Annotated in this window: 14 protein-coding genes; 3 read left to right on the top strand and 11 right to left on the bottom strand. The window is 64.9% G+C overall.

Features of this window, described 5'->3' with window-relative positions:
- The first annotated feature begins 123 nt into the window (after positions 1 to 123).
- The gene (locus NCS67_RS31110) at positions 124 to 597 is read left to right on the top strand and encodes a hypothetical protein (RefSeq protein ID WP_250437871.1); all 474 of its coding nucleotides are present in this window, start codon (positions 124 to 126) and stop codon (positions 595 to 597) included.
- 7 nt (positions 598 to 604) lie between these two features.
- Positions 605 to 2,914, top strand: a complete 2,310-nt coding sequence (locus NCS67_RS31105) for a M48 family metalloprotease (RefSeq protein WP_250437870.1) — start codon at positions 605 to 607, stop codon at positions 2,912 to 2,914.
- Here the strand turns inward: NCS67_RS31105 and scpA are convergent.
- From scpA to NCS67_RS31060, 9 genes are read right to left on the bottom strand one after another with little or no spacing between them, the layout of a single operon-like run.
- On the bottom strand, positions 2,907 to 4,994 hold the full coding sequence (scpA, locus tag NCS67_RS31100) for a methylmalonyl-CoA mutase (protein WP_250437869.1): 2,088 nt from the start codon (positions 4,992 to 4,994) through the stop codon (positions 2,907 to 2,909). The genes NCS67_RS31105 and scpA overlap by 8 nt on opposite strands.
- Positions 4,991 to 5,815 carry a Pnap_2097 family protein gene (locus NCS67_RS31095; protein WP_250437868.1) on the bottom strand — a complete coding sequence of 275 codons (825 nt, stop codon included), beginning with the start codon at positions 5,813 to 5,815 and terminating at the stop codon, positions 4,991 to 4,993. Before NCS67_RS31095 ends, scpA begins: the two co-directional genes overlap by 4 nt.
- 9 nt (positions 5,816 to 5,824) lie before the next feature.
- The gene (locus tag NCS67_RS31090) at positions 5,825 to 7,114 is read right to left on the bottom strand and encodes an MSMEG_0569 family flavin-dependent oxidoreductase (RefSeq protein WP_008345715.1); all 1,290 of its coding nucleotides are present in this window, start codon (positions 7,112 to 7,114) and stop codon (positions 5,825 to 5,827) included.
- Positions 7,115 to 7,144: 30 nt separating this feature from the next.
- Positions 7,145 to 7,429, bottom strand: a complete 285-nt coding sequence (locus NCS67_RS31085; protein ID WP_250437867.1) for an MSMEG_0570 family nitrogen starvation response protein — start codon at positions 7,427 to 7,429, stop codon at positions 7,145 to 7,147.
- Between the two features lie 22 nt (positions 7,430 to 7,451).
- Positions 7,452 to 8,402, bottom strand: coding sequence for a sll0787 family AIR synthase-like protein (locus NCS67_RS31080; RefSeq protein WP_250437866.1), 951 nt, complete (start codon positions 8,400 to 8,402; stop codon positions 7,452 to 7,454).
- A complete protein-coding gene (locus tag NCS67_RS31075; RefSeq protein ID WP_250437865.1) occupies positions 8,399 to 8,959 on the bottom strand; it encodes an MSMEG_0567/Sll0786 family nitrogen starvation N-acetyltransferase in 561 nt (186 codons plus the stop codon). The genes NCS67_RS31080 and NCS67_RS31075 overlap by 4 nt, the downstream gene beginning before the upstream one ends.
- Position 8,960: 1 nt before the next feature.
- Positions 8,961 to 10,031: an MSMEG_0568 family radical SAM protein gene (locus NCS67_RS31070; protein WP_008345724.1), complete on the bottom strand. Its 1,071-nt coding sequence runs from the start codon at positions 10,029 to 10,031 to the stop codon at positions 8,961 to 8,963.
- Positions 10,024 to 11,031, bottom strand: coding sequence for a Nit6803 family nitrilase (locus NCS67_RS31065; RefSeq protein WP_250437864.1), 1,008 nt, complete (start codon positions 11,029 to 11,031; stop codon positions 10,024 to 10,026). The genes NCS67_RS31070 and NCS67_RS31065 overlap by 8 nt, the downstream gene beginning before the upstream one ends.
- Before the next feature lie 5 nt (positions 11,032 to 11,036).
- Positions 11,037 to 11,519, bottom strand: coding sequence for an MSMEG_0572/Sll0783 family nitrogen starvation response protein (locus NCS67_RS31060; protein ID WP_008345727.1), 483 nt, complete (start codon positions 11,517 to 11,519; stop codon positions 11,037 to 11,039).
- Between the two features lie 401 nt (positions 11,520 to 11,920).
- Between NCS67_RS31060 and NCS67_RS31055 the strand changes: the two genes are divergently transcribed.
- Positions 11,921 to 13,312 (top strand): aminotransferase-like domain-containing protein, encoded by a 1,392-nt coding sequence (locus NCS67_RS31055; protein WP_008345729.1) that lies wholly within the window; start codon positions 11,921 to 11,923, stop codon positions 13,310 to 13,312.
- A gap of 14 nt (positions 13,313 to 13,326) precedes the next feature.
- Here the strand turns inward: NCS67_RS31055 and NCS67_RS31050 are convergent, their stop codons facing one another.
- Both NCS67_RS31050 and NCS67_RS31045 read right to left on the bottom strand, forming a co-directional pair.
- On the bottom strand, positions 13,327 to 14,538 hold the full coding sequence (locus tag NCS67_RS31050; protein WP_250437863.1) for a DUF2252 family protein: 1,212 nt from the start codon (positions 14,536 to 14,538) through the stop codon (positions 13,327 to 13,329).
- A 62-nt stretch (positions 14,539 to 14,600) separates the two neighbouring features.
- Entirely contained in the window at positions 14,601 to 15,620 is a 1,020-nt protein-coding gene (locus NCS67_RS31045) for an FUSC family protein (protein WP_250437862.1), read from the bottom strand.
- Positions 15,621 to 15,622 lie beyond the last annotated feature (2 nt).

The following is a 15,622-nucleotide window of genomic DNA, read 5'->3' as shown; positions in this document are numbered from 1 at the left end:
GTAGCGCGCATTTTGTTCAGAAGTGTTGACCGCAACGGTTCAGAACCGCATGCGCTGCTTCGTCCTTAACGACGAACACTTTTCTTCCACACACGAAGACGCAGCCACGCGTTCAGACAACACATGGGCTCGACCGCCGAACACGACCTGATCCGGGACTTGTCCCGCAATGTCCTGATGCAGCTCGCGCCGAACGAGCTGCCGCTTTTCGCGGCGGCGAGCGCGGCGTGGTTTGCCGATCCGGACGCCGCGATGAAGGCATCGAAAAATCGCGATGCCGCGCTCGGCTTCGGCGCCGAATCGTTCTCGATCCTCTTCACGCCGCTCGTGCTTCAAGTCGTGTCGGAAATCATGCCGATCCTCGGCGGCATCGCGCTCAAGGCGGCGGAAACGGCCATCGGCGAAGAAGTGTCCGCGCGCGTGCGGAAGATGTTCCGGGGCGAAGAACCCGAAGCCGTCGCGATCCTGAGCTCCGAACAGTTGGGCGAAGTCCATCGCCATGTGATCGCGGCCGGCTCGCGCCTGCGTCTCGATCGCGCACGAGCCGCGCACCTCGCCGATGCCGTCGTCGCGCAACTGGCCCTGCCGAAGAAGTGAGCGAATCGTGCTGCAATCCGTCACGACGAACACGCGCAGGCCGCGGCTCAATCCGTTGCCGTTTCCGTCCGACATCGCGCTGAGGTTCGATCTGCTGATCGTGCTTATCGTGTGCGTCAGCATCCAGTTCTATGGGCATTTCTGGGAAAGCCTGCACGTCGAGGCGACGGAAAAGCTCGTCGCGTGCGCGTCGGATATGTTCGCGGGCGTTTTCGATCCGCGATTACTGACTCGGGACGTGCTGTCCGCTTCGGAAATGCGTGTGCAGTTCGCACCGCAATTCGCGCATTGCATGGCGCTTCTGCGGCCGCAAATGGCGTGGAAAGTCGCGGGAATCGTCGCGACGCTCGCGCTCGCCGGTGTCTTCTACTGGCGCTTTCCCGCGTGGAAGCTGAAGTCGCAGCGGCTCGTGCCGATCGCAAAGGACGATCCGCCCGGTCTTTTCGATGCGCTCATCGCCCTTTGCGGCGAAGCGCAGTTGAATCCGCCGCCCGCGTTCGTCTGGAATCCGCTCGCGACCGGCCTGCCGGTCACGTTCGGGCGTCGCCGCGACTATTACGTCGCGCTCTCCGGCGCGTTCGTCGCCAATTATTTCTACGCGGATCGCGCCGCCTTCCGCGCGATCGTCCTGCATGAACTGGCGCACATCCGTAACCGCGACATCGACAAGACGTTCATGACGATTGCCGCGTGTTTCGCGTTCGTCACCGTGAGCGTCGTGCCCTTGCTCGGCGTCACTCTGTTTGCCGGACACGCGCTACGCGACACCGCCTGGCTGCTCGCAAAGACCGGGCTGTGGAGCGCGCTCGTGCTGCTGTCGGGCGCGTCGGTGCTGCGCGTGAGGGAGTTTTACGCGGACGTGCAAGCGTCGCATTGGGACGGCTCGCCCGTTCACGTCGATCGTGTGCTCGCGCGGATGCGCGACGACAGCAACAAGCGCGCGCGCACGTTCCTGAGCCTGCATCCGCGCGGCGATGCGCGTCGCGCCGTGCTCGCCGACACCACGCCGCTCTTTCGCCTCGGCAAGTGGGATGCGCTCGGCATCGGCTTCGGCGCGGGCGTCGTCATCGAAACGATGAACGGTCTCGTGCTCGGCCTCGTGCCCGGCGAAGCGCAAGCGGCGGTCTTGCGCGTGACGATCATCGCGTCGGCGGTGGTGCCGCTCGCCGTGATGATCTTCGCGATCGGCGCGCTCACGACGGGCGTCTGGCGCGGCGCCTATGCAGCGGTGCTGAACGGCCGCGATCCGGTGAAGGGCACGGCGGCGGCGGGCGCCGTGTTCGCGCTCGGCTACTTCGTCAATCAGATGCTGCTCGGCGCGGGGCTGCTTTGGGGCGGCCCGGCCCAGCCGCGCATGACCGCCGACACGCTGACGACGGTGCTCGAAGTCCACGCGGTCGCGCTCGTGCTCGCGGCCATCGGATGCTGGATGATCTGCGACTGGATCGCGCGCTCGGCCGCCGCGTGGACTGGCGTCGCCGTGAGAAGCCGCTCGCCGCTTTTCGCGCTCAGGCTGACGAGCGCGGTTTCCATCGCGGGCGTCGCGGGGATGTTCGCGTGGGGCACGTTCGCGTCGATGTCGATCGTGACGCTCGGGCCGCATCAGACGTTCTATACGTCGCTCGTGATGGTCGCGCCGCCGGTGGTCATCGCGGCGTTCGGGTCGTGGCTTTTTCCGTGGGCATCGCGATGGTTCGGCCGCGCGCGCCGCGAGCTCGCGCCGTCGTCGTGGGTCTTTCTCGACGACGCATTCCGCTTGCGTCTTCCCGAGTTCCGACCGGGCCGCGCGCTGTCGACGGGCATCATCGCCGGGCTCGTCTTCTGTCTCTGGATCGAACTGTTGCGGTTTCGCCGCTTCCTTCCGCACGATGCCGAAAGCACGATCTACGCGACTTTCTCCGCGCTGCTGCACGTCGCGCAACGCGCGGGCGAAAGCGGCTTCGCGATCGTCATGCCGATCGCGCTGACGGCGGCGCTCGCGGCGCTGATCGCGGCGTCGCGTCGGGGCGCGTTCAACGCGCTCTACGGCTTGTGCGCCGGATCGATCGCGGGCGCGGTGATGAGCGTGGGCGGCCTCGTGACCATCGACCTCAACGCGCAATCGACGTTCGAGTCGAGCATGACGTCGGTGCTGCTGTACCTCGGCGTGGCGTCGCTGGCCGCCCTTCCCGCTTCGATGATCGGCGCGCTCGCCGGCACATTGCGCAGGTCTTCGGACGGACATGACCGCTTGTCGATGGTTCGCAAAACGGTCGTCGCCATGCTCGGGATCGTGGTCATCGCCGGATGGATCAAGTCGCTGAGCGACGTCATCTGAAGTCGGCCTGCGAAGTGACCAGGCGCGATTCGGAGCGCGCGTCCGGGCAGATCAACTTCACCAGCCGTTCTACGATCTCGTGCATCGTCGAACCTGGATTGAATATGTCGGCGACGCCTTTCTTTCGCAGCAAGAAGGCGTCTTCGTCGGGCACGATTCCGCCGACGACGAGCGGCGTATGCACGTCGCGCTCCGCAAGCTCGCGCAGCAATCGAGGCACGAGCGTGCCGTGCGCACCGGCGAGCGACGAGACGCCGATGACATCGTACGGCCGTTGCGCAGCGAGCTTCGCGGCCTGCGCCGGCGATGCGAACAATCCGGTAGCCGTCACATCGAAGCCTGCATCTTCCAGCGCGCACGCCACGACATTCGCGCCGCGATCGTGTCCGTCCAGTCCCAGTTTCGCGATCAACATGCGTGGGTTTCGGCCGAGCGTTTCGCCGAGTTGCGCAACGCGAGCGCACGCCGTGTGCCATGCGTCGTCATGGCGACATTCTCCGTACACGCGTGTCGTATTCGCCGATGCCGGATCATGACGCGGCCACACGGCTTCGAGCGCGCGCGTGCATTCACCCACGGTCGCGCGGTCGCGCATGCAATCGATCGTCAGCGCGAGCAGATTGCCGGCATCGTCGCGTGCGGCGCGCGTCAATGCGGCGAGCGCGGCACGCACGCGAGATTCGTCACGCCGGCGCAGCACGTCGGCGATTCTGTGCGACTGCTGCACGCGCACGCGTTCGCCATCGATCGCGAGACAGGCGGGCGCATCGTCGTCGGCATGGTCGGCAACGAACGCGTTCGCGCCGACGATCGTCTGCGTTCCCGAATCGATGCGCGCCTGCGTCGCCGCCGCACGCTCCTGAATCCGCCGATGAACCCAGCCCGTGCGAATTGCTTCGAGCGCACCGCCGCGCGCCTCGATTTCGTCGACGATGTCGCGCGCTTGAGCCGCGACGCTCGCCGTCAGCGATTCCATCATGTACGAACCCGCCCACGGATCGACGACCTCGCACAGCCCCATCTCGTGCTGAAGAATCAATTGCGTGTCGCGTGCGAGCTGCGCAGCGGATGCCGATGGCAACGCAAGCGCTTCGTCATGTGCATTCGTGTGCAGCGATTGCGTGCCGCCGAACACTGCCGCCATCGCTTCGACGGTCGTGCGAACGATATTGTTTTGCGTGCGCGTCGCGCCGAGCGACCAGCCCGACGTCTGGCAATGCATCCGCAGCGCGCGACTCTTCGCCGACGTCGCGCCCTCTTCTTCGGCCATGCCCGACCAGATGAGTCGCGCCGCGCGCAGCTTCGCGATCTCCGCAAAGAAGTCCGCGCCGACGCCGAAGAAAAAGCTCAGTTGCTCGCAGACGGCATCCGCGTTCAGGCCGCGCGCGCGCAGCGCACGCACATACGCGCGGGCGTTGGCGAACGTCAGCCCCAGCTCCAGCGATGCATCCGCGCCCGCTTCCTGAAAGTGATAACCCGAAACGGACAGCGCCTTGAAGCGCGGCATCCGCTCGCTTAAAAACTGCACGACATCCGCGACGATTCGCATCGACGGTTCCGGCGCGAACACGCAGGTGTTGCGCACCATGAACTCCTTGAGGATGTCGTTCTGCACGGTGCCGGAGAGCGACGCCATCGCGATGCCGCGTTCCTCCGCCGCGACGATGTACGCCGCGAGCACGGGCAGCACGGCGCCGTTCATCGTCATCGACACGGAGACGCGTTCTAGCGCGATGCCTTCGAAAAGACGGGCCATGTCGTCGACGGTATCGATGGCCACGCCCGCAAGACCGACATCGGCGCGCGCTTCATCGTCGGTCGAGTCGTAGCCGAGTTGCGTCGGCAGATCGAACGCGACGGACAAGCCCTGCGCGCCGCGATCGAGCGCCCGGCGAAACGCGAGGTTCGAATCGGCGGCATCGGCGTAACCGGCGTACTGGCGGAGGGTCCACGGTCTCGTCGTGTACATCGACGGATACGGTCCGCGCACGAACGGCGCGGCGCCGGGCATCGAGTCGAGATGCGCGAGACCTTCCAGATCGACCGCCGTGTAAAGCGGCTTGCGCGGTACGCGGTTCATGCGCGTCTCCGTGTCTTGTGTGTCAGCACGTCGGCGATCTTCACGCCATCGCGCGTGCGCTCGATCTCGCACCAGTGCGCGATGCGCGCATCGTCGATCGACACGCGCCGAAACGTGGCCCGCAGCCCTTCGCCGACGTTGATGTTGCCGTGATAATGCAGCTCGCGCGACACGAGCGCGGGCAAGTCCGCGAGACGCCACGTTTGCCATTCCGCACGATCGACGAACGCCTGGAAGCTCGCGAAGTACAGAAAGTCGGCGCCGTTGAAGTCGCTGTACGGGCACGGCATAAACTCGACCGGCGCGCATTCCGCCTCGTGCAAAGCGATTCCGTCGATGCTCGCTCCTGCTTCACGCAGGCGCAGCTTGCGCGCCCTATCCTGCATGTCGGCGATGAGCGGATTCATCGGCGCGATCTCGCCTTTGAGGTTCGCAAAGCTCGCCCGCGCGACCGAGCGATTGTTGCGCGCTTCGGTGCGTCGCACGAAGGTGGACATCATCGACAACGCGGCGATCGTGCCGCCTTTGCCGCTTACGCGATGCTCGCTGAAGTGCCGCACCGGACCCACACGCGAAAGCTCGGTGCGTATGCAGAGCGCGTCGTTCTCGCGCACATCGTGCATGCCTTCGGCGCGCAGCCGGATCGACGTGAACGCGGCATACGCGCGGCCGCCTTCGTCGGAGATGAAGTCGCTCGCCGTTTCGCGTGCGAGCGCGTCCCAATGCCGGTCGCCGCACTCTTTCAGCAGCCAGTTCTCCGAGAGCCCCGCGCAATTGAGCTGCGGCATGCCGGCGCGATAGGTATCGTCGTGACGAGGCATGAGCTTCCTTTACGCGCACGCGATCGACGCGCGCTCCGGCGCGTTTGCCCGCTCGGCGCACACCGCATCGACGATGTATTGCGCATCGCGCGCCACGCCGGAGAAGCGGCCCGAGCCCCACGTATGCAGCCACGGCAAGCCGACGAAATAGAGGCCCTTCACCGCCGTCACGCCGCGCGTATGCGATGGATAACCGCGTCCGTTGAACACCGGCGCATCGAGCCACGCGAAGTCCGGCGTGAACCCTATGCACCATACGATCGATGTGATCCCGCTCGCCTGCAGGTCGAGCTCCGCGCGCTCTTCCTGCGGCTGCCAGATGGGTACATAAGGCGCGGCGGGAGGCGCGTCGATGCCGTGCTTCGCGATGAAACCGTCGATGCTCGCGTTGATGCGGTTATAGGTATCGTCGGCGTCATCGAGATTCGCGCGCAGGTTGGTCGCGAAACGCAGCTTGCCGTCACGGAAGTCTTCGAGCCGGCCAAACAGTTCCATGCCTTCGAGCGCGAAGCGGCGCAGATCGATGTCGCGTCCGCCGTCGCGGCCCGTGACGTAATGATTGGTGTTGTCGCGCACGCCTTCGCGCAGCGGATGATCGGTCACGGGCATGTCGTAATAGCGCATGTCCGCGAGCCAGTCGACGACATCGCGACCGCGATGAAACCGCGCGCAACGCGGCGCCTCGCCGACCGCGAGATGAACCTTGCGTCCCGACAGATGCAGATCTTCCGCGATCTGCGCGCCTGACTGACCCGAGCCGACGACGAGCACCGCGCCGGGCGGCAGCGCACCGGCGTTGCGATATTCCGATGACTGCACCTGCACGATGTCAGCGGGCAGACGCTCGGCCATGCGCGGCACGATCGGCGTGTGATAGCCGCCCGACGCGACCACGATCTGATCCGCCGTGAACGCGCCGCGCGTGCTCGTCACGGCGAAGCGTCCTTGCGCGTCGCGCGTGACGCGCGTGACCGCCGCGTCCTCGAGCACCGGCGCATTCACCTTGGCGATGAACGCATCGAGATAGTCGATGATCTCGTCCTTCTTCATGAAGCCGTGCGGGTCCGCGCCCTGATACGGATGCCCCGGCAACGCGCATTGCCAGTTGGGCGTCACGAGGCAGAACGTGTCCCAGCGTTGCGTGCGCCATGTGTGCGTGACGCTGTGCTTCTCCAGCACGAGATGATCGATGCTGGCCTGCTTCAGGAAGTAGCTGGCCGAAAGCCCGGCCTGTCCGCCGCCGATGACGATCACGCTGTAATGCGCCGGCGCGGTCTGTGCTGAATCGATGTTCGACATATTCAATCCCTCTACCATTCGACAAGTGAGTCAATCGAGCGCCAGCACGGTGACGCGTGCCTCGTGCGCTTCGCTGAAGCGGCTCGCATCCTCTTCGATGCGCGCAAGCTGATCGAGCGCGGCCGAGCACGCGAAGCCGTATTTCTCCCGCACGCGCTCCGAGCCGATGTGCAGCGCCTCGCGCGAACGCGCGACGAAATCGCCGACGCTATAGCTTTCGCCTGCCGCGAAATACTCGCCGACGACCGTCGAAGGCGAATAGCAGCTCGCCTCGACGCCGTCGGGCCAACGAATCAGAAAATGCATCACTGGCATGGTGTAGCCTCGGTTGCGGGGTTCATCGCGCGCATATGAACGGCTCCTCGTGCAGGTTCCATAGCAACGCGGCATCACCGTCGCGCGTCAACACGACTTCACGCGATGCATCCACTTCGCCGATCACCGCGCTCGCGAGGTCGCGCGAAGCAAACCGCACGAGCACTTCATCGACCTGTCCGGGACGCACGGACAGCACGAAGCCGAAGCTCGGAAACGCCGTGAGCCAACGCTCGAAATCGACGCCTTCGGGACAGGGCAACGCATCGAGATCGATGCGCGCGCCGGCCTTCGAGCATTCGAGCAACATCAGCGCGGTGCCGAGCGCGCCCGCCATGCTGATGTCCTTCGCGGCATCGCACAGGCCGTCTTCGGCTAGCGCGGGCAGCAGTTCGTAATCGCCGCGCGCGCGGCCAGCAGGCGCGCTCACCGATGCATTCCAGAACGGATAAGGCTCCTCGAAACGGCCGCGCAAATCGACGGCCATCACGAGCGCATCGCCGGGGCGCGCGTCGAAGCTCGTCAAAAGCTTCCTGGCCCGCCCGACGATCGCCACCGCGAGCTGCGCGCGGTCGCTGCGCACGTTGCTATGGCCGCCGACGATCGGCACGCCATACGCCGACGATGCCGCCGCCATGCCCGCGAGCACCTCGGATGCCGCTTGCGCGTCGCCGCTCCACAGCGCATCGACGACGGCGAGCGGACGTCCGCCCATCGCGTAGATATCGCTCACGTTCACCATCACGCCGCTGTAGCCCGCGAACCACGGCATCGCGCGCACGAAGTCGCTCACCAGCCCTTCGATGGCGAAGAGCAGATAGCCGTCGCCATCGGGAATCGCGGCGCAGTCGTCGCCTATCGGCACGGCCTGAGCGCCTTCAGGCAGCCGCGACAACACGCCCGAGATATCGCTCTTGTGACGAAAGCCGCGACTCTCGCGCAAGCGTTCGACGAGACCGGCCAGCGCGTTCACGACGGCCTCCGCGCCAGCGCGACGAATCCGCTTTGCGGCGTGACGCACGGCGGATACGCATCGAGTTGCGCGCGCATCAGATGATGCGGGCGGCCGAAGAGCGTCTCTTCCCGCTGCGTGTCCCAGCGCAGACGCCGGAAAAGCGGCACGTTCTGCGCCTGCACATGCGCGAGAAAAGTCTCGCATCCGAGCGCGTGTGCGCTCGACACCGCGAGCCGGATCAGCGTCGAGCCGATCTTGCCGTGCGAACGGAAAGCGGCGTGCACGGCGAGCCGCGAGCCGAGCCACACGCGCGGCTGCGTCTCGTGGATGCGTACCGTGCCGACGACCTGCTCCGGCATGCCCGCGACGCAACTCAGCGCAACGAGCAGTTGCGCGCGTTCGTCGATCTCGTCGCGATCGTCGCCGACGAACACGCCCTGCTCGATGCAGAACACCGCGCGGCGCAGCTTGTACGCTTCATCCGCTTCCCACGGCAGCGTCGCCCACTTGACGCGATATTCGACCGGCGTATAGGCGAGATCTAATGCATCGCCCTCGATGGCTTCGACGAACATGTCACACCTCGTACGAAGAAAGCGACGAGCACGCGCCGCATTTGCCGCAGCCCGCTTTGATATCGGCGGAACGCATGTTGGCGTTTGCGAGCATCGCGCCGATGGGCGCCAGCACCGAGCGCATGAATTCGGGCGTGGGCGCGGGATGATCTTCGAGCGGCGTGCCGCTGATCGGCACGAAGGGCACGACGAACGGATACACACCGAGCGCGATGAGCTCGCGCGCCGTATCGACGATGGCCTGCGCGCTGTCGCCGAGCCCCGCGAGAATGTACGTGCTCACCTGTCCGCGTCCGAATACGGCGACCGCCGCCTCGAAGGCTTCCATGTAACGCGCGACCGGCACCGTCGCCTTGCCCGGCATGATGCGTTCGCGCACGGAAGGCGTCACCGCTTCGAGATGCATGCCGAGCGTGTCGATGCCGCTTGCCTTCATGCGCTCGAACCAGCGATCGTCGTCGGGCGGCTCGCATTGCGCCTGGATCGGCAGATCGACCGCGGCCTTGATCGCGAACGCGCTTTCGCAAAGGATCTGCGCGCCGCGATCGGATGTGGGCGGCGTGCCGGTCGTGAGCACCATATGCTTGACGCCATCGAGAAGCACGGCAGCGCGCGCGACTTCGGCAAGCTGCTCCGGCGTCTTGCGCGCGATCGTGCGCCCCGCCGCGAGCGACTGGCCGATCGCGCAGAACTTGCACGACTTGCGCCGGCTCTCGTAGCGGATGCAGGTTTGCAGCACGGTCGTCGCAAGCACGTCGGCGCTATGCAGCGTCGCGATGTGCGAGTAAGGCACGCCGTCGAGCGTCTGCATCGCATAGAAGCGCGGCGCCTTCGGAAAGCTGATGCTCGCGATCGGAATGGTGTTGCGCATCAGCGCGCTTTTGCCGTTCGCATCGGGCTCCCCGGCGACGAACGGCGATTCCCACGCGGTGCTCGTATGCACGGGCACCATGATGGTCACGCCATCGACCGTGACCGCCTTGTGATCCGACGGTCCCGCGCCGCCGCGCCGGCTCGACACGCCCGCGCGCGGATCGACGAGCCGCAGGCCCGTCGACTGAAGCTCAGTCATCAATTGCCGTGTCGATGCCGGCAGGTTCTCTCGGGCGCTCATCGTGTTCGGTGTCCTTGAAGGAAGTGACGGGCGATGCCGGGCGATCGTTGATCGCGAGGCTCAGCAGTTCGGGCCGTGCGTAATGACCGACCGAATCCATCATGCGTTTGCGCTTCGTGATGAGCGCCATGTCGAGATCGGCGATCACCATGCCCTCGCCTTCGCGCAAAGGCTCGGCGAGATGCTGGCCTTCGGGCGAGACGATCGCCGTGTTGCAGCCGCCGCGCAGCGCGCGTTGCAGATTCGGGTCGGGGGTGACGGCTTCGATCTGCGCATCGGTGAGCCAGCCCGTCGCGTTGACGACGAAGCAGCCCGATTCGAGCGCGTGATGGCGGATCGTCACTTCGATCTGCTCCGCGAAGATCGGACCGACCAGCGAGCCGGGGAACTGGCTGCAATGGATCTCTTCGTGCTGCGTCATCAGCGCATAGCGCGCGAGCGGGTTGTAGTGCTCCCAGCACGCGAGCGCGCCGACTCGTCCGACGCCCGTTTCGACGACCTTGAGACCGGCTGCGTCGCCTTGCCCCCAGATCATGCGTTCATGAAACGTCGGCGTGATCTTGCGGCGCTTGAGCAGCAGCTTGCCGTCAATATCGAAGATGAGCTGCGTGTTGTACAGGCTGCCGTGATCGCGCTCGTTCACGCCGAGCACGACGACCATGTTCGCGAGCCGCGCGTGTTCGGCCACCGCCTGCGTGACCGGCCCCGGCACCACGACCGCTTCCTCGTAGAGCTTCATGTGATCCGCGCCCGATGCCACCGGCGCGCGCACGAACGAGAAATACGGGTAATACGGCACGAAGGTCTCGGGGAACACGATGAGCTGCACGCCCTGCGCCGCGGCTTCGTCGATGGCCGCGCAGACGCGGTCGAGCGTACCGTTCGGACGCTCGAAGTCCGGCGTGATCTGCACGGCGGCGGCGCGCACGATGCGCTTTTTCGAAAGGGCATCGGCCATGATCGTCACACGGTCCACGTATGGATGACGAGCGCATTCTCCTTGCGATGAAGCAACTGGAGATCGAGCACGTCGAGCGGGTTGATCGGACGAATGCCTTCGATCAGCGAGGCTTCGCCGTGTCCGTAAAGCGCCTGCAATGCGAAGCGGCACGCGTACACCTTGCCGCCTTCGGCCATGAACTTCTGCAGTTGCTTGTTGAAGTTGAGATGGCCGGGGAAGGCTTCGTCGCCGAGCGTCGGAAAACCGCGTTGCAGACCGAGCGTGACGCCGGGACCGTAGAGCAGCACCGACGTATCGAAACCCTTGCGTTGCAGACGCGTGGCCTGCAGCATGTTCACGAAGCCGATCGAGCCTTCGAACGCAACCGTATGAAACGTGACGAGCGCCTTTTCGCCGGGTTCGGCCTTCACATCCTCGAAGACTTTCTCTTCGTAGTCGACCAGAAAGTCGCCGTTCTTGTGAAGCGGTTGATTGACTGCGGGCATGGCATTCTCCGATGTATGGGTTCGCGAACGAGCCGTCGCTCTCGATCGTGGTCGATCGCATTCATCGCGACGGCGAACGCTAAAACGCAACGGATATGCCAATGATTGGCCCGCGAAATGCAATCACTTTGCAATCAAGCAAAACGATCTTGCATGCGCGAAGCGAAAATTTTTTGCGGAAGCCTTGATTCACGGGCCTTCGCGACGCGCCGCCTCGCTCATGCCCGCCTACCCCACGCACGATTTCAGCGCAGAAAAGCGTGTGCATGGTGCGCGGCACACCGAAGCCGTGCATCGAAGCGATCAATGCAATCAAGTGCGATCAACGCATGCGATCTCTTTGCGATCGATTGTTTTGTCATGCTAAGGTCATCCGAACCATCGCCGGAGACATCGCGGTCATGAATCAGCTTGCGCATCACTGGGTCAGGAAGCTTGAAGACAGCAGAAAGCCCGCTTATCTGACGATTCCCGATCTGATCGAGGAAGACTTGGCGAGCGGCCGGCTTCGTCCGAGAGACCGGCTGCCCGGTCTGCGCGACCTCGCCGATCTGCTCGGGCTCAACTACACGACCGTCGCGCGCGCGTATGCCGAAGCGCGCAAACGCGGCCTGCTGGATTCACGCGCGGGCAGCGGCACGTTCGTGCGCGGCAGGACGCAGACCTTGCCGCTCGCGGGCGGCAGCAGTGTCGAGATGTCGATGAACATGCCACCCGAACCGCCCGCGCTCGCGGCGCGGCTGCGTGCATCGGCGGCGAGTCTGATGGAACGAGCCGATCCGTTTCAGTTGCTGCGCTATCAGGACTTCGGCGGCACGACGGCGGATCGCGTTGCGGGCCGCGAGTGGCTCAAGGCACGCATTCCCGATGTCGATGTCGATACCGTGCTCGTCTGTCCCGGCATTCATGGCGCGCTCGTCGCGCTCGTTTCGCAGCTTGCGCGGCCGGGTGAAATGATCTGTCTGGATTCGCTCGCTTATCCGGGGATCAAGGCGATCGCATCGCAACTGGGCGTGCGTCTGCAAGCCGTGTTGCGCGACGATGAAGGGCCGCTGCCGCATGCGTTCGAGGCATTGTGCCGAACGGAAAAGCCCGGCGGCTTCTATTGCAATCCGACCTTGCAGAATCCGAGCACGTTGACGTTGACGCGGCAGCGGCGCGAAGCGCTGGCCGATGTGGCCTTGCGTTATAACGTGCCGATCATCGAGGACGAGCCTTACGGCATGTTGCCTTGCGATGCACCCGCCACGCTTGCCGAACTCGCGCCCGAACTGACGTATCACGTAACCGGCTTATCGAAGACACTTGGCGCGGGGTTGCGTGTCGCGTATCTGAAGGCGCCGACGTCGCGGCAGACTCAGCGCATCGCGGGAGCGTTGCGGGCGACGTCGGTCATGCCGAGCCCGTTCACCGTGCTGCTCGCAACGCAATGGATCAACGATGGCACCGCCGCCGACGTGCTCGATTCCATTCGCGATGAAGCGGCGGCGAGGCAGGCTATCGCGTCGGCGGAGCTTCGAGGTCTCGCCTTCGACGCGGATCCGCAAGGGTTTCATCTCTGGCTGCCCGTGCCTTCGATGTCCGACTGGAGCGCGCCGGAACTCGCGTTGCAGTTGCGCAATCAAGGCATCGGCGCGGTGGCCGGCGCCGCGTTCTCTACCGATGGCAATCCGCCGAATGCGCTGCGGCTGTGTCTCGGCGGGCCACAGGATCGCGAGGATTGCCGCGAAGCGCTAAGGCGCGTGGCGGACATGATGGCCGATCCGCATCATCTGCATATGCCGATGCTTTGAAGCGATGCGTACCCTCACGCGTCGGTCGCGTAACGGCGGCAATGCTCGAGGTAGCCCGCTTCGTGGCTGCTCACCAACTGCACGATGCTGTTCCAAAGCCATAGCGGCGCGTCGATGGTCTTCGATCGATTGCGGCCGAGTTCGGCTCGCCACTCGCGCTTCGTTGCGTCGTCCATCTGACGCGCATGCGCCTTGCCTACGACACCCGCGAGATAATGCGCGACGTGCATCGCGTCATCCTTGCCGAGTTGCTCGATCTCGAGTTTCATGTCCTGCGGCAACAACTCGCGGATCACCACGCCGCGATCGAGCAGGCGGGCCGCGCGCATGCGTTCACCGAGAAACGGCGACAGGTTTCGCGCGCCTTCGAGGACGCGCAAGGCGTTGTCGCGCGGCATCGCGACGTCGTCGTAACGGGGCGCGGCGGCCTTCACGCCTTCCTTGATGTCCATCAGACACAGGTCGTCGCCTTCGACGACGCCACCATCGACATCGAGCAGGACCGCATAACGCAGACGGCCGAGCGAGCTGCAACCCTTCACCCAGTACGCCGCGTCCAGCACGACGATCTCGCCCGAATCCTTGCGTCCCTTCAGGCTCGTCGGCAGGCTTGCGATGTCCTCATCGGCGAAGAGCGCTTCGATCGCCTTTCGCTCGTCTCCGGCAAGCGGCCAGAAGCGTTTGCCCAAGGGAATCGTCGGATGCAGGTCCTCGATGCGCTCGCGCGCGAGATGCTGCCACGATCGATGCACGGCTTCCTTCATCGTCACGTGAACGGGTTCGGGACGCTTGATGTCGATGACTTCATCCGCGAATGCCGATTCATATCCTGCGGCCAGCGCCTCGATCATTCGCACGACGTTCAGCCCCGACAACGATGATCCGCGCGCAGCCGTCGCAAGCGACAAGCCCAGACGAACGACGTCATGCACCGGGTTGCCGATCACCGTCTGATCGAGGTCGCGAATCTGGATTTCCACTTTGCCTTTGGCATTGGCAATCGGTCCGAGATTGCCTGTGTGGCAGTCGCCGCAAATCCACACCGCCGGGCCGCGAGGCAACGAATCGCCGTTCGCCTCCATCACCCACTCATAGAATCGTTCGGTATTGCCCCTGACGTACGCGTGCGGCGAGCGCGCCATTTTGCAACGGCGCAGTTCCGTCAGAAGCGCCTGCCGGTCATCGGGCGCGGGCATGCCTTTGTTCGCTTTGCTGTTCTTGCTCATATCCGATCGCCGTAGGTGGTCGGAAGACAGAGCAGATGGTGTGCCGTCGTCTTGCAAACGGCTTACGCGGATCGATCGAAGCGTGTTTCCAGCACGCCGGCGATATTCGCGAGATTCGCCTTGATCTGTTCCAGTGCGAACGACAGCGTCGACAACGCCTGCAACTGCCGTGAGTCGTTCGCGTAGCCGAGAATCACGTTCGCGATATCCGATTGGACGGCAGCGGACGCATCGTTCAGCGGCCCGAGGAAGCGTTCGGCAGGCGGCAGCGGTGCGCCGCCGCGCATCCATGCAGCCAGTGCCTGCAGATAGCCGCTTGCGCAATCGCGCACGAGTTCGATGCGCTCCGCGAGCGGCTCCGTTTCCTCGTTCGTCAGCCAGCCGCATTGCGATTGCCCGATGCGATCGAGCAGCACCAGTCCATGCCATAGCGTTTCGAAAGCGACGAGCGCGGCGCCGAGCGACGATCCGGTTTCGAAGCGCGCACGCACGCGCGTCTCGCCGCAGACCGCGCGCGCTTCGACGAGATGGCGCAGAAAGCGCTCATGCAGCGCATCGACGCGTTCGCGGTTTTCGAGCGGACCGAGGATCGGCATCGTCGCGAGCAACGCACGGCAGTCATCGAGAAGCTCGCCCATGATCTCGAAGGCGCGCGAACGCGACAGTTGCGGCCACACGCTCGACGACACACCGATGCCGATGGCCGCGCCCAGCGCGATCGCTTCGGCGCGCGACACCGCGCCTGCAACGCCCGCCGATGGTTCGAGCGCGAGCGCCGCCGCCACGACGATGCTGTAGTTCGTCGTCGGGAAGAGCGTCGACGCAAGGCATGTGACGAGCGTCGCAAGACCGAGTCGCGGGAAGGCATCGGCGGCATCGGGAAAGAAATGCAGCGTCGCGAGGCCCACCACGGTGCCGATTGCCGCGCCGATCATCTGGCCTACGCCGAACTTGAGGCTGCGGTCGAAGCTCACCTGCAGCGCGAACAGGCTGGAAAAAACGCCCCACGTTGTACTCGATGAACCGATGAAATTCATGCACGCATACGTCAGCACGCTCGCGATGAGCGATTGCACGCACATGC

Source organism: Caballeronia sp. ATUFL_F2_KS9A, assembly GCF_023630765.1.
GTDB lineage: Bacteria > Pseudomonadota > Gammaproteobacteria > Burkholderiales > Burkholderiaceae > Caballeronia > Caballeronia zhejiangensis.
The sequence above is the reverse complement of the archived record's forward strand: the minus strand, read 5'-3'. Positions and strand labels throughout refer to the sequence as shown.

Coding starts and splice junctions, on each gene's coding strand:
- NCS67_RS31075 (WP_250437865.1), bottom strand. CDS start 8,959: ATGTTCGTCGAAGCCATCGAGGGCGATGCATTAGATCTCGCCTATACG.
- NCS67_RS31070 (WP_008345724.1), bottom strand. CDS start 10,031: ATGACTGAGCTTCAGTCGACGGGCCTGCGGCTCGTCGATCCGCGCGCG.
- NCS67_RS31060 (WP_008345727.1), bottom strand. CDS start 11,519: ATGCCCGCAGTCAATCAACCGCTTCACAAGAACGGCGACTTTCTGGTC.
- NCS67_RS31050 (WP_250437863.1), bottom strand. CDS start 14,538: ATGAGCAAGAACAGCAAAGCGAACAAAGGCATGCCCGCGCCCGATGAC.
- scpA (WP_250437869.1), bottom strand. CDS start 4,994: ATGAACCGCGTACCGCGCAAGCCGCTTTACACGGCGGTCGATCTGGAA.
- NCS67_RS31045 (WP_250437862.1), bottom strand. CDS start 15,620: ATGTGCGTGCAATCGCTCATCGCGAGCGTGCTGACGTATGCGTGCATG.
- NCS67_RS31095 (WP_250437868.1), bottom strand. CDS start 5,815: ATGCCTCGTCACGACGATACCTATCGCGCCGGCATGCCGCAGCTCAAT.
- NCS67_RS31055 (WP_008345729.1), top strand. CDS start 11,921: ATGAATCAGCTTGCGCATCACTGGGTCAGGAAGCTTGAAGACAGCAGA.
- NCS67_RS31065 (WP_250437864.1), bottom strand. CDS start 11,031: ATGGCCGATGCCCTTTCGAAAAAGCGCATCGTGCGCGCCGCCGCCGTG.
- NCS67_RS31085 (WP_250437867.1), bottom strand. CDS start 7,429: ATGCCAGTGATGCATTTTCTGATTCGTTGGCCCGACGGCGTCGAGGCG.
- NCS67_RS31090 (WP_008345715.1), bottom strand. CDS start 7,114: ATGTCGAACATCGATTCAGCACAGACCGCGCCGGCGCATTACAGCGTG.
- NCS67_RS31110 (WP_250437871.1), top strand. CDS start 124: ATGGGCTCGACCGCCGAACACGACCTGATCCGGGACTTGTCCCGCAAT.